Source organism: Pandoraea communis (assembly GCF_902459745.1).
In the GTDB taxonomy this organism is placed as follows: domain Bacteria; phylum Pseudomonadota; class Gammaproteobacteria; order Burkholderiales; family Burkholderiaceae; genus Pandoraea; species Pandoraea communis.
In genome coordinates this window covers 1,114,004-1,126,807 of record NZ_CABPSJ010000001.1, presented here as the reverse complement: position 1 = coordinate 1,126,807, position 12,804 = coordinate 1,114,004, and the positions used below count along the sequence as shown (strand labels likewise).

11 protein-coding genes are annotated in these 12,804 nt (G+C 61.1%); 3 read left to right on the top strand and 8 right to left on the bottom strand.

The genetic code is table 11. The annotated features are described in order from the left end of the window. Window positions 1–103: 103 nt before the first annotated feature. Window positions 104–595, bottom strand: coding sequence for an Lrp/AsnC family transcriptional regulator (locus tag PCO31110_RS05130; protein WP_010806641.1), 492 nt, complete (start codon window positions 593–595; stop codon window positions 104–106). A gap of 141 nt (window positions 596–736) precedes the next feature. On the opposite strand from PCO31110_RS05130, the gene phhA reads away from it, so the two are divergent. Beyond that, window positions 737–1,582 (top strand): phenylalanine 4-monooxygenase, encoded by an 846-nt coding sequence (gene phhA / locus PCO31110_RS05125; protein ID WP_010806642.1) that lies wholly within the window; start codon window positions 737–739, stop codon window positions 1,580–1,582. A gap of 267 nt (window positions 1,583–1,849) precedes the next feature. Further along, complete coding sequence (locus PCO31110_RS05120; protein ID WP_010806643.1) at window positions 1,850–2,155, top strand: 4a-hydroxytetrahydrobiopterin dehydratase; 306 nt, start codon at window positions 1,850–1,852, stop codon at window positions 2,153–2,155. A 167-nt stretch (window positions 2,156–2,322) separates the two neighbouring features. On the opposite strand, the gene PCO31110_RS05115 is transcribed toward PCO31110_RS05120, so the two are convergent. From PCO31110_RS05115 to PCO31110_RS05085, 7 genes are all read right to left on the bottom strand, one after another. Beyond that, entirely contained in the window at window positions 2,323–2,775 is a 453-nt protein-coding gene (locus PCO31110_RS05115; RefSeq protein ID WP_010806644.1) for an SET domain-containing protein, read from the bottom strand. Window positions 2,776–2,937: 162 nt separating this feature from the next. Further along, the gene (locus tag PCO31110_RS05110) at window positions 2,938–3,579 is read right to left on the bottom strand and encodes a MarR family winged helix-turn-helix transcriptional regulator (protein ID WP_036664609.1); all 642 of its coding nucleotides are present in this window, start codon (window positions 3,577–3,579) and stop codon (window positions 2,938–2,940) included. A 513-nt stretch (window positions 3,580–4,092) separates the two neighbouring features. Then, on the bottom strand, window positions 4,093–4,332 hold the full coding sequence (locus tag PCO31110_RS05105; RefSeq protein WP_010806646.1) for a hypothetical protein: 240 nt from the start codon (window positions 4,330–4,332) through the stop codon (window positions 4,093–4,095). A 668-nt stretch (window positions 4,333–5,000) separates the two neighbouring features. After that, on the bottom strand, window positions 5,001–6,116 hold the full coding sequence (locus tag PCO31110_RS05100; protein ID WP_010806647.1) for a YbdK family carboxylate-amine ligase: 1,116 nt from the start codon (window positions 6,114–6,116) through the stop codon (window positions 5,001–5,003). Window positions 6,117–6,119: 3 nt separating this feature from the next. Further along, window positions 6,120–7,325 carry a cation:proton antiporter gene (locus tag PCO31110_RS05095; RefSeq protein WP_010806648.1) on the bottom strand — a complete coding sequence of 402 codons (1,206 nt, stop codon included), beginning with the start codon at window positions 7,323–7,325 and terminating at the stop codon, window positions 6,120–6,122. Between the two features lie 505 nt (window positions 7,326–7,830). Continuing rightward, entirely contained in the window at window positions 7,831–9,837 is a 2,007-nt protein-coding gene (gene mnmC, locus PCO31110_RS05090; protein ID WP_150689780.1) for a bifunctional tRNA (5-methylaminomethyl-2-thiouridine)(34)-methyltransferase MnmC2/FAD-dependent 5-carboxymethylaminomethyl-2-thiouridine(34) oxidoreductase MnmC1, read from the bottom strand. Beyond that, window positions 9,834–11,534 carry a ClcB-like voltage-gated chloride channel protein gene (locus tag PCO31110_RS05085; protein ID WP_036664654.1) on the bottom strand — a complete coding sequence of 567 codons (1,701 nt, stop codon included), beginning with the start codon at window positions 11,532–11,534 and terminating at the stop codon, window positions 9,834–9,836. The genes mnmC and PCO31110_RS05085 overlap by 4 nt, the downstream gene beginning before the upstream one ends. A gap of 696 nt (window positions 11,535–12,230) precedes the next feature. Between PCO31110_RS05085 and PCO31110_RS05080 the strand changes: the two genes are divergently transcribed. Beyond that, the gene (locus PCO31110_RS05080) at window positions 12,231–12,797 is read left to right on the top strand and encodes a MarR family winged helix-turn-helix transcriptional regulator (protein ID WP_306439144.1); all 567 of its coding nucleotides are present in this window, start codon (window positions 12,231–12,233) and stop codon (window positions 12,795–12,797) included. Window positions 12,798–12,804: the final 7 nt, after the last annotated feature.

Below are 12,804 nucleotides of genomic sequence, written 5' to 3'. Positions count from 1 at the left end.
CGGCTGGCCGCGCTTTGCATCGGTCAGGCCAGCGAAATAGCGCCGGCAAGCCGGGCCAGTCCGGGGAATGCGGCAAAGCGAAGCGGCATGACGCCGCGCCCGCTTAGCGTTGCGTTTGTTTGGTGACCACGTAGTGCAGCGGTAACGCATTGCTGCGCTTGAACGCGCTCAGCACGATGTTCGAGCGCACATTCTCCACACCGGGCACCTGCATGAGCCGTTTCATCACGAACGTCGACAGGGCGTTCAGATCCGGCACCACGATGCGCAGCAGGTAATCGGCTTCGCCAACCACCGCGTGGCATTCGAGCACTTCCGGCAATAGTTCTATCTGCTTCTGAAAGTTCTCGATGGGCTTGTCGCCGTGATGTTTCAGCCGCAGCGACGTGAACGCCGTCACCGTCAGGCCCAACGCCTCGGGGCGCAGTACCACGCGATACCCCTCGATAATCCCGTCCGACTCGAGCTTTTGCAGGCGACGACCGATCTGCGACGGCGAGAGCGCCACGCGCTCCGCCAATTGATGATGCGTTTCCCGACCGTTCCTCTGCAACGCGTCCAGAAGAGCCAAATCGAATTGATCCAGATCAAGCATGACGATTCTCCGCAACAAAGTACATTTTTATGCGAGATTTATGCAAACGACTTTCACCACAGGCGCATTATGCGCCCATTTCGCATGCGATGCGCACTACACTTTTAATCATTGCAACTGCTTGATTGAGTCGTTCGTATCATGTCCATTACCGCCATGCTCCAGGAGCAATTCGATGCCGGTCTCACGACCCGGCCCGACTTCACCATCGATCAGCCCGTCGAACAATACGGCGCGATCGATCACGCGGTATGGCAGCAACTTTACGCGCGTCAAACGGCCATGCTTCCGGGCCGCGTCTGCGACGCCTTCATGGACGGCGTTCGCGCTCTCGACATGGACGCGCGTCGCGTGCCCGAGTTCGCTCGCCTGAACGAAAAACTGATGGCGGCAACCGGCTGGCAAGTCGTGGCCGTGCCCGGCCTCGTGCCGGACGACGTCTTCTTCGATCATCTCGCCAATCGCCGTTTCCCGGCCACTTGGTGGATGCGTCGTCCCGATCAGCTCGACTACCTGCAAGAACCCGATTGCTTCCACGACGTCTTCGGTCACGTGCCGTTGCTCGCGAATCCGGTGTTCGCCGACTTCATGCAAGCCTACGGCAAGGCCGGCAAGGTCGCGCAATCGCTGGGGGCACTGCCGCTGCTCGCGCGTCTGTATTGGTACACGGTCGAATTCGGTCTGATGCGTGACGGCGACGGTCTGCGCATCTATGGCGCCGGTATCGTCTCGAGCCGTGGCGAAACCGAGTTCTCGCTGACGTCGCGCGAGCCCAATCGCCTCGGATTTTCGCTCGAACGGGTGCTGCGCACGCAATACCGCATCGACACCTTCCAGCAGACGTACTTCGTGATCGATGATTTTGCCCAACTGTTCGACGCCATGCGCGCCGACCTGCCGGCGCTGTTCAAGACGTTCGCCGAGCAGCAGGCTTTCGAGGCCAACGCCCGTCGTCCCGAAGACACGCAAATCCTGTTGCCGGCATGATGGCATGGCCCGGTGCGTTCCGGGCCGGTCTTCCCTAGTGCCTGTCACAGCCCCGGATTCCTGCGATTAGTCCTTTACACGTCGCGCTTTCAGACGCGGCTCACGCACACGCGACGCCCGCCTGTGGAACAATAGCCCGAATGAACCGGCAAGCCTGCCGATTCATGGGCACTGCGTCCGGCTCAGCCGACAATCCTCCTGACGCCTAGCCGGCCCCGGTGAACTCGAATCTGCCCGATTTGCACTGAACGCTTTGAAAGGAATGCCATGACAACACGACTCTCATCCGAGGCACGCGCCAGTCTGACCGAAGTGCTGCCCGAGTGGCACCAGGTGGTCGGACGCGACGCCATCCAACGCAGTTTCACGTTTCACGACTTCAACGAGGCCTTCGGCTTCATGGCACAGGTCGCGCTCAAAGCCGAGAAGATGAATCATCATCCGGAGTGGTTCAACGTCTACAACCGCGTGGACATCACCCTCTCGACGCACGACGCCGACGGATTGACGCAACGCGACGTCGATCTGGCGCTGGCCATCGATCAGTTCGCCGGTGATCGCGCCTCGAGTTAACTCACCCGCCTGAAGTTTCTTTGCCCCCCGTCACCGCATTAGGGGCATTTCCCTCAGCATCGGACGGCATCGCGGCCAGCCACCTCACCACGGCCCGATCCGCACCGATGCCGCAATGCTTCCCCCGCAGACTCGGCGTGTCGTACCGCCGGTCATGCCCGACGCACTCAGCGCTTCGGCGCGAGCAATGTGCCGCGGCACGCCTTGCTGCCACAGTGGCAGGCGTATTCACGTTTGAGTTTTGCCGTGTAGCGCGCGTCGATCACCAGACCGTAATCGTAGAAAAGTTCTTCGCCCGGCTCGATCTCGCGCGTGGCGTAGATATAGACATGTTCGCCCTCTTCGCGCGCTTCGCAGTTCGGCGAGCAGGCGTGGTTGATCCAGCGGGCATTGTTACCGTCGACCTTGCCGTCGATGCAGCGACCGTCTTCCAGACTGAAATAGAAGGTATGTGTCGGGTGCGCCGGATCATGAGGATGGCGGCGCAAGGCCTCACGCCACGAAATGATCTCGCCCTTGTACTCGATCACGCGATCCCCTTTCTTGAGACGCTTGACCGCGTACACCCCCTTACCGTGGACGCCGGACTTCCTGACTTCGATTCTGCGCTTGGCTGCCATCTCTATGCGACGAGGTTTCGTGGATACAAAAAAGCGCAGTGTACAGGCAGGCGGCGATCGTGTGCGTGACAACGCATGACGAAAAAAAACGTCATCCGGTACCGAATGACGTTTTCCCCCTTCGTTCACGCCACTTGTGCATGACGAACGACGGTCTGCCGATCAGGTCTTGTTGTACAGCTTCCAGACTTTGCGCTGCGCAGCGATGTCGGCAAGCTCGTGCGCGTTGCAGTCGAGCGGCAGGTGCGAATCGTCGTAATTCGCATTGAAGTGATTGCAGTGGTATTGCCCTTTGCCGCGTTCCAACACCGCGAAGTGGCTGCACGTCAGACACATGCGCTGCGGCGGCATGTCGCCACGCTCCTGCATCGTGAAGATCAGTTTGACGAGTGTCCGGTAGAGCTGGGTACATTCCTTGTCGGCGAGCGAGTCAGACGCCGAGGTCAGGAAGTTCGGCCATTGCGACGCCTTTTTGGCGGCCGTCTTGCCGCGCGCCGTCAGACGAAGCGCGAGAGCACGACCATCGTTGGCATCACGCCGTTTCTCGACAAGCCCTTTGCTTTCCAATGTACTCACGGCCTCGCTGACCGTGGCCGATGTGAGTGCGGCATCCTCCGCAATCTCGCCTAATCGCATCGGCACGCCGCGCATGAGCAGAAGCGTAAGAATCTCGCCCTGCGTCGGCGTCAATCCAGCCATTGCCGCGCCCTCCCAGGCGTGGCTCCGTAACGCGGTTCCCATGCGCAACAAACCTGCCGTTACGCGCTTGGACAGCGCTTCATCTAGTGGGGTCGGAGTAGCCATGATTTTCGTTAGGATTTCTAAAAACTATACGTCGGTAATACAGCTTGTCAAATGAACCCACGGGCGGTGCATCACACGTCTAAACATTGCAATTTCTTCATTTCGGCGCCCCGCCCGGGGGAAACCCTAAGCCACTTCCGTGTCGATACGCGACGGCAAGTCGCTGTTGAACTCGCCGCCCCACCACGATTCCATTGTGTGTTCTGAGTTGAATTTTGGCGTATCAGTTCTTGTACTGATCTCCCAAATCCTACTCACGATGTTTACAAAATATTGGTGTCCTGCGCACTCGTGGTGCGAAGCGTTTTCTGTCGAAAAATGTTTCGCATCCCATGCGAATTTCATCGATTGCTGAATAGGTGTAACGCACAACCGTCTGTCGAACCGCGTCGCATCCCGCATCTTTTTTATTTTTCCCCGCAAAGCCACGCCGGCTATGGCTTGCGGGCCGTGTCGCTACTTGCCGCTCATCTCCGGTTTGCTTTGTCAGCCATCGGAGACTCTCCCCGATCCTCAAGAAATTTCCGGCCGCCGCAGGCTTTTCATGCGCACGAAATCGCCGTCCCGCGTTTCGGACAGAACGCAAATTATTTGAAACACGACTGCCAGTCGCCAGTCGGCGGCGGCAAGGTTCCGCAGAAAAGTGGGGAAATAAGGACTCGGCGTGCCCGCAGGTAACACGTTCTGGACATGCGAATCGAAGAATTTGACAGTACCGGCGATTTCGCTCGTTACCGCCAGCAAAACCAACATCAATCACTTCTTACACCACGCGCGGCAAGTCGAAAAAACGAAGTGGCGAGATTGTATCCGCGAACCGGCCGGCCAACGCAAGAACATCAAAATTATCCACAAAACCCCGTTTTCGGGGGTGTCTTGCACAAAATTTAGGCGCCTGTGGATAACTTTATGGATAACTTATCGGACTAGATGTGCATGGGTTCGGGATAACTTGCGAATCTTTCCACAGGGGGCAAAAACTGTTCCGAGTTGTCCTTGGGATACCCGCTGTTTGTCCATCCAGTTCTCATTCGGGCAACTTTCTGTTTACACGGCGTTAACTGTGGTTATCCACAGGAGTGAGCTGCCTTTGTTAACTACTACTATGTATACATACAGTAAACCTATTAAAACCTTAAAAACTGACTACGAGCGACGCGAAAACCGCAAAACCCGCTCAGCCCGGACAGTGGAAAACGCAGCGCTCGCGGTGCGTGATCCGGCCTTGCCAACACGTTCTGCCCCGTTAGCGGCACACCCTGGAGGCTCGTCCTGTCCAGTGCCGCAGATTCCGTGTGCCGCAAACCCGGCAGGCAATAAAAAACCCCGCCAAGGCGGGGTTTCGTCACACCGATCGCATAACGACGGGTGTTGCCAAAGACAAACGGTCGGGAAACGGCGCCGTTTCCCGCGGCATCAGGTCATGCCGCCCATCGCAAGCATTGCTGGCGAACCATTTCGTTGAGCGATTTCGCGTCGGCGTACACTTCGCGCAACCAAACGGCGTCGTTCTTTCCCGAGGCAACGAGCTGACGGATTTCTTCACAGGCAGCTTCGGCCTCCAGCGCCGCTGCGTGCGGCTTGATGACCTCCAGCGTCTGTGCAACGTGCTGCCCCAGTGTGGTGCGCTCGCCCGTCTGCGGGTCCACGTAGGCGCCGTCCAGACCGAAACGGCAGGCCTCGAAGCGATTGAACGTGTAGACGAGGTAATCGTCTTCGCTCAGGACGAACGGACGTTCCTCGAGCAGATAACGGGCCAGAGATTGGATATAACAGGCGATGGCGGCCGCGCGGTCGACCGACAAGGGGGTATCCATGACTCGCACTTCGATCGTCCCAAAACCCGGTTTAGGACGGATATCCCAGTAGAAGTCCTTCATGCTCTCGACAACCCCGGTTTTCACCATCTTGTCGAAGTACGTCTCGAAGTCCTCCCACTTCAGAACGAACGGCGCACGGCCCGAGAGTGGAAACGCGAATACCGAATTCAGGCGCGCCGAATGGAAGCCCGTGTCGACCCCCTGCACGTACGGCGACGATGCCGAGAGCGCGATAAAGTGCGGGATATAACGCGACATGGCGTGAAGCAGGTATAGCGCGCTGTCGGGGTCCGGACAGCCGATATGGACGTGCTGACCGAACACCGTGAACTGCTTGGCGAGGTAGCCGTAAAGCTCGGAGAGGAAGTGAAAACGCGGCGAGTCGTAGATCGTGCGTTCGCTCCAGCGCTGGAAGGCATGCGTGCCGCCGCCGCACAAGCCGACGTTAAGTTGCTCGCTCGCGGCCACCAGCACATCGCGGACCCGCCGGAGTTGCTTCACGGCATCGCTGTGCTGATGGCAGATGTCCGTCGACAACTCGATCATGCTTTCGGTCATTTCCGGCTTGATCTCGCCCGGATGTGTCTCCTTGGCCACGAGCCGCATCAGATCGGCAGCGGCCTTCGTCAGATCGTAATCGTGACGATTGACGAGTTGCATCTCCAGCTCCACGCCGAAAGTGCACGGCTTCGAGGGAATGAATTCTTCTAATGACATGGCTTAATCCTTCCGTTCACCGACAAGGGCCAATGCCCAATAGACTGCCAACGGCCCAAGCAGTTGCAGCAGGGCAATGGCACACATCACCACGGCCTTGAGCATCGGGTCGAACTGCGGGTAGATGTCGTACGTATCGGCAACGAGTACGAACGCGAGACTGGCCATCGGGCACAACGACAACCCGAGCGCGATGGCCTGCTTGTAGCTGATTCCTGCCTGATGGGCGAAGGCAACCGTGCCCACCACCTTGGCGAGCGAGCGCACGACGATGATCGCCAGTGCCGCCAACCCGCCGATCACGACGTATTGCCACTGGAACGCCAGCGATGTCAGAACGAAGAGCACAACCGCGAGCAGCCAGCCCGCCGTGCCGAAATATGCGGGCCAAAGCTGCGGACGCTCCTCGACGTTCCGGAAAATGATCCCGGCAAGCAGCAGCGTGAGCGAATTCGGCAGCTTGAGCATATGCACGAGCGCGACCATCAACATGATCAGACCGATGAGCACCACGAAGGCGTGATGGTCCTGACTGCCGAATTTGCGGAAGACGAGATTGCAGGCTTTCGCAAGGACGAATGCCAGCACGATCGAGCCGATGAGCAGGTACAACGGGTGAAACAGCACCACCCAGAAGCTGGAGTGATAAGCCTGGTGCATCCAGCCGTAGACAAGCTTGACTGCGACGACGGCGTACACGCTGTTGAGCGCCGCCAGCGCCAGCAAACGCTCCGTCACCTGACCTTCGGCCCTCAGTTCGTTCTTGAGCTGGATGACCACGGCAGGCGAGGTCGCCATGCTGATGGCGCCGATGAGGACAGCCGTCAGCGGCGATACACCGAAGACGCGCAGCACCGCATAGACGGCCACGAAGGTGAGCAAGGCTTCCAGCGCACTGGTGACGATGATCCAGGGATTCGCCCGCATCCATTTCAGGTTGAGGCGGCTGCCCAGTTCGAACAACAGCAGGCCCAGTGCCAGGTCGATCAGCAGCCGGATGGCCGCGCTTGTCTGCGCGTCCAGCATCGAGGAAAGACCCAGGGTGCCACCGGCTAGCCCGACCACGGCGTAACCGGTAATGCGCGGCAGGCGCAATTTCCGGAAACAGATCTCCCCGGCGAGTCCGGCAAATACCAATGCCAGCCCGGCGAAGAAAACGGGATCGGGCGCCGGCGGCCAGCCCGGAAAAAGGGACAGTTCCGACGTCATTAATGCTCGCTTTGCGCCGCTTGACGGCGCATCAAGTGGTGAAAAGGAAAGAAGTCGCGCGCGGGGTTGCAGATGAAGGACAAATGCGCGACGAACCCGAAGGGTTGGGTTCATTTTGCCACACTCGGTTTCTGCCGATTTCAAACGGCCGTCACGTTGACCGTCGGCCCGTCGCACGAGGACGTTCGGACGGTTGCGTTTCCTCACCCTGCCGAACAAGGGGAATGTCAGGCTTGCGGGACGAACATCGGGCGAGCGCGGGAAGGTACGGGGCAAGCGCCGTAGGCGCGTCGGCCCCGCATGGGGCGGGCTTTTTACCCCTATAGGGTCAGATTCGATTTATTGGCGCAGCGCCGATTTTCGGAGAAAAACACTTTAGTCGCTGTCACACGCAGGCGTAAGGGACGCGGCGAGCGGATATGCGTGGGCGTCGGCTTGCGATCCGGAACAAACGGAAACCTGGCGGCGAGCGGTGGTGTGAGGTGACACGCCCGCACGCGGGCTGTCAGCCTTTGCGCAGCGCGTGCATCACATAGCGAGCCGGGTCGATGGCGTCGGCCAGATCCGCACCGATGGGCCACGGCTCGCCTTCGATTTGGCTGGCGACCAGTTCCGCACACAGCGACGCGAACACCAGTCCCCGTGAACCGAACGCAAAGCTCGCGTACAGGCCTTCCAGACGCGGCAGGTCCCGCAGGTGCCCACCGGTCAACCGTCGCCGTAGCGGCTCGATGGCGGCCATATCCGGCAGTTGCCCGGCCATCGGCAGCCTGTCGGGCATCAACGAGCGGAATGCCGTGCGTCCGCCAAGCTCGGCGGCGGCGCTTTCGCTGGCCAGTCCTGCATCGCCGAACACGTCGGCACGGGCCGGCAGTAGCGCGGCAAGACGGCGCAAATTGGCTTGATGGTCGGCCACGCGCACTTCCTCTGCCGGATCGTCGAAGCCGTATGTCGCGCCTGTGACCGGCCCGGCGCCGCCGAGCGGCGATGGTGCGACATAGCCGTCGCCGCAGACCGGCACGCGCAACTCAGGTAACGTGTCGGGCGGCAGAAAGGTCAACTGCCCGCGCACCCGTTTGACGGGCAGGAACTCCGGCGCGAGATACGGGGCGAGCAGTTTCTGTGAGACATCGGCGGCCGTCACGACCGCGACGTCGGCCTCGGCGAGCACGCGTCCCGTCTCGTCGATCGCGGTCCAGCGGCCATTGCCCGGTTCGAGCCGTTGCACGTTCACGCCGTAGCGCGCGTCAAGCGACGGGCCGGCCGCGACCAGCTCCGCGCGGCACAGCATGGCCGGTGCGAGCCAGCCGCCTTCCGGATACCAGATACCGCCGTGTGCCAGCGTTTCCCCGGCAAGCGCCGAGGCCTGGGTCTTGTCGACCCACTTCGCGTACGTTTCCGGATATCCGTGTACGGCAGCGAGCTGCTGCATGGCCTGCGCTTCCACGTCGGTCATGGCGACCTGCAACAAGCCGTCGGCCCGTCCGGGCAGCCCGCCCGGCAATGTTCTCCATTGCGAGAGCGCGTACAGAAACCCTGCGCGAGTGAGGCGCGACAACACATTGTCGTCCGCGGAGAGTTGCGGATGAAAGACGCCCGCCGGATTGCCCGATGCGGCAGTGCCCGGTGCCTGTGCCCGTTCGAACAGACGCACCCGCCAGCCGCGCGCGATGAGCCGCCGCGCCATCGCCGCGCCCGCCATTCCGGCACCGACGACGATGGCCTCTCGGGCTCGCGGCGGCGGGGCCACGGGCGGATCGTACCGGCGCATCCGGTACGGTGGCGCGTAGTGGCCCGCGAGCATGTCGCGCTTGTAGCCATAACCAGGCCGCCGTGCCATGGCGAAGCCGGTGGCGATCAGATCGCGCCGCACCTGTCCGGCAGACGTGTAGGTGGACAGCGTCGCGCCGTCGCGCGCCAGGCGGCTGAGCGTCTTGAAGATGTTGGCCGTCCACAAGTCGGGATTCTTGGCCGGGGAGAAGCCGTCGAGATAGAAGGCATCGGCACCCGCCCGCAGCGAAGGCATCAGATCGAAAAAATCGCCGAAGCCGACGCTCAGCACCACGCCGGGCGCCACTTCCAGCCGGTGCCAACCCGCCACCGGAGACGGCCAGACGTCGCACAGCCGCTGCACGAGCGGCGCCAGTTCGGTCATGCCGGGCAGCACGAGCATCGACTCGAGAACGCGGCGCAGATCCTGCGCGCGGAACGGAAACTTCTCTACCGATACGAAATGCAGCCGCTTGGGCCGCTGCGGATCGTCTCGCCACGCGGCCCACGTTGCGAGGAAATTCAGGCCCAGACCGAAGCCGGTCTCGACGATCACGAATTGCTCGCGGCCGCGCCAGCGCTCGGGAAGATCGTTGCCACCGAGAAAGACGTGCCGTGCCTGCCCCAGCGCTCCGTTGACGCTGTGATAGACGTCGTCGAACACCCTCGAGTAAGGCGTGCCGTCTGTGGCGGTTGCCGGTTCTGCCGGCTGGATGCGGCTCGGGCCCGGTCGATGGCTCATTCGCGCCCCCGCTCTTCGGTCACGATGTCGATGAGTCCCGGCAGCGAAACGACGCCCAGCCACTTGCCTTCCCCATCCGTCACGGGTACCCAGTCGGCGTGCATCGTGCCGACCGCGCGCAGGGCGCCGACTAACGCCATTTCGCCGTCGAGTGCTTCGCATGGCGTGACCGCGTCTGTCCACAGTTCCGGCTTGCCGGTGGCCTGACGCTTCCACCAGTTCGCGGCGTCCAGCGTGCCGGCGAGGCGCCCGTCCGGTGCACGCACCACGAGGTTGCGATAGCCGGTCGCGATAAAGCGCTCTCCGATGCTCTCCGAGTGATCGGCGGCGCTCACTACGGCGTCGTTGTCCACCGCAAGCGACGACAGACGCATCGCGCTGCCCTCGCTGCTCATCGACAACCACCGGCCGGCAACCCGATTGCGCCGCAGCGACTTCGCGTACACGGAGTCGGCGCGCAGTGTCTGCGCGGTGAGATAGGCCGTCACGCATGCCAACATCAGAGGCAGCACCACCTGATAACTCAGCGTCATCTCAAAGATCATCAGGATCGACATGAGCGGTGCATAGGTCGTCGCCGCCAGAAACGCGCCCATGCCGACCACCGCGTAGCTGCTGGCCACCGAGGCTGTCGCTGGGGCGAGCGCGTTCATCGCCAGACCGTAAAGGCTACCGAGTGCAGCGCCGACGAAGAGCGTGGGTGTAAACACACCGCCCACCGCGCCGGAACCCGCCGACGATGCGGTTGCCAGCACTTTGAATACCAGCACCATCGCCAGCGCCTGCCAGGCCCAGTGGGTGTGCAGGATCGAGTTGACCACGCTGTATCCGTTGCCCCAGACCTGCGGCACTTGCAGCGACAGCACGCCCACGACGAGACCGCCCAGCGTCAGACGCAGGAACAGCGGCACGGGCAATGCGCCGAAGCGTGCCTTGGCGGTGTCGAGCAGACGCAGGAACAGCGGCGCGAGCACACCCGCGAGTACGCCGAGGCCCACGTAGAAGAAGACTTCCCAGCCGGAAACGAAGTCGAAGCGCGGCATCTGATAGACCGCTTCGTAGCCGAGGAACTGGCGGATGACGATGTTCGCGATGACCGAGGCCACGACCAGCGGGCCGAGCGTTGCCGTTGAAATCGAGCCGTAGACGATCTCGGAAATGAACAGTGCACCCGCGATCGGGGCGTTATAAGCCGACGTGATCCCGGCCGTCGCGCCGCAGGCGACGAGCAAACGCAGACGCTCCGGTGGAAACGCGAGAATACGGCCGACGAGCGACGCGAACATCGCGGCGAGCTGCACCATCGGCCCTTCCCGCCCGATCGACGCCCCCGAAGCCACCGAGCACAGCGACGACAGGCTTTTGACGAGTGTCTGGCGCAGGCTAAGCACGCCTGTGCCGATGGCAATCGCTTCCATGTAGTCGTCGGCGCCCTTCTTCGGCACCCACAACGTGGCGTATTGCAGGATTAGCCCGGCGATCAGTCCGCCGGCGGTGGGCAGCAGCAGTCGCTGCCACCAGTTCAGGTTCTGCGCGAGTTCGACCATGCCGCTGCGGTGTCCGGCGAGCAGGAATTGCAGGCCCGAGAGCGCTTCGCGAAACGCCACGGTTGCTAACGCCCCCAGCAGACCAACGATGCCGGCAAGCAGCAGCGTGATTTGCAGAGTGTTCGGTGCGAATTGGCGCCGCACCCACACAACGATGGGCAATTTTGCCCAGGCGGACACTGCTGACACGGATAGAAGACGGTGCGTGATCGAAATTGGGTCCCATGGTATCGACCGGCGCCTTTTTTTGAAAGCGCACGACCGGCGGGCGATTTTCGGCCTCAAAACTGAGCTGTGCTCAGGTAACGTCTTTTTGACGATATTTTCCTCGCCGAAGCAGGTTTGTGCCGCTGGATGTTGGTGGGATTCCGTCGTGAATTGCCAAGTGACGAAGCGATTTCATAGATGACCATCCGCTAACCGGAATTCGGCGCCTGTCTCAGCATTGCGCTGCGAACGCCGTGAATGCCATCGACACCGCCGATTCCATCGGAAAAACTGAGGCATGCTCAGATAAGGTGTTTTTAAGCCCTGTCGATTGCGGTCCGCCACACGCTTCGAGCGACTGCGATGCGGCGAGCGTTTGACCCGCTTCCCGCGTTTTCGCCGCTTTGGGTGCCAGCGATAGCCACCTCCGTGGGGATTTTCTGAACGTTATTCAGATAAAGGTAAATTCCGAGCGCTTGGCGCAAGGTTAGGACACTTTTCTTCACTGTGTTCCGGGGCCAGTTTCACCGCCGGTGTTGGCGTGCCGGCACGAAAGCACCGCCCTGCCCCTTACCGCCATCCCTCCCGACCCGGTGTCATCGCTTCGTATGCCGCGCGCGCAGGCCGCATGGACTTCCCTTGAAATTTCTCGAGAAGCGCGTCATTCGGTTCGTCTTTCGAACTGGTCACATTCCACGCGGTGAAATAGAATGGCGCGCAATCGAATTGGAACTGAGAAGTCATACCGGAATGGCAGTGAGCAAAAAAGCCGCACAAAAATCGCCCGTGCGTCTCGAAGAGCAGTTGGGTTTCGCCTTGTACTCGGCATCGCTTGCCATGACAAAAGCACACAAGCCGATGCTCGATAGATTGGGTCTGACGTACTCGCAGTATCTTGTGATGACGGTGCTTTGGGAGCAAGACGATCTCGCCGTCAATCAGCTTGGCGCACGTCTCGGACTCGACTCCGGCACACTCACGCCATTGCTGAAACGACTGGAAACCATGGGGCTTTTGACGCGTCGCCGTGGAGAGGCCGACGAACGTCAGGTGTTCATCGACCTGACACCGAGAGGTGTGAACCTACGTCGAGAGGCGCGTTTGGTGCCTGCACAGGTGCAGGCTGTCACCGGGCAATCCGATGCGGCGCAGAAGACCTTGCGAACCCTGCTTCTCCAACTTCGCGAAGTCCTCAACGAAGCGTGATGCAAAG

Excerpts from the sequence above, each read along its gene's own strand:
- phhA (WP_010806642.1), top strand. The coding sequence starts at position 737 with ATGTCCATTACCGCCATGCTCCAGGAGCAATTCGATGCCGGTCTCACG.
- PCO31110_RS05120 (WP_010806643.1), top strand. The coding sequence starts at position 1,850 with ATGACAACACGACTCTCATCCGAGGCACGCGCCAGTCTGACCGAAGTG.
- mnmC (WP_150689780.1), bottom strand. The coding sequence starts at position 9,837 with ATGAGCCATCGACCGGGCCCGAGCCGCATCCAGCCGGCAGAACCGGCA.
- PCO31110_RS05115 (WP_010806644.1), bottom strand. The coding sequence starts at position 2,775 with ATGGCAGCCAAGCGCAGAATCGAAGTCAGGAAGTCCGGCGTCCACGGT.
- PCO31110_RS05095 (WP_010806648.1), bottom strand. The coding sequence starts at position 7,325 with ATGACGTCGGAACTGTCCCTTTTTCCGGGCTGGCCGCCGGCGCCCGAT.
- PCO31110_RS05100 (WP_010806647.1), bottom strand. The coding sequence starts at position 6,116 with ATGTCATTAGAAGAATTCATTCCCTCGAAGCCGTGCACTTTCGGCGTG.
- PCO31110_RS05110 (WP_036664609.1), bottom strand. The coding sequence starts at position 3,579 with ATGGCTACTCCGACCCCACTAGATGAAGCGCTGTCCAAGCGCGTAACG.
- PCO31110_RS05105 (WP_010806646.1), bottom strand. The coding sequence starts at position 4,332 with ATGTTGGTTTTGCTGGCGGTAACGAGCGAAATCGCCGGTACTGTCAAA.
- PCO31110_RS05130 (WP_010806641.1), bottom strand. The coding sequence starts at position 595 with ATGCTTGATCTGGATCAATTCGATTTGGCTCTTCTGGACGCGTTGCAG.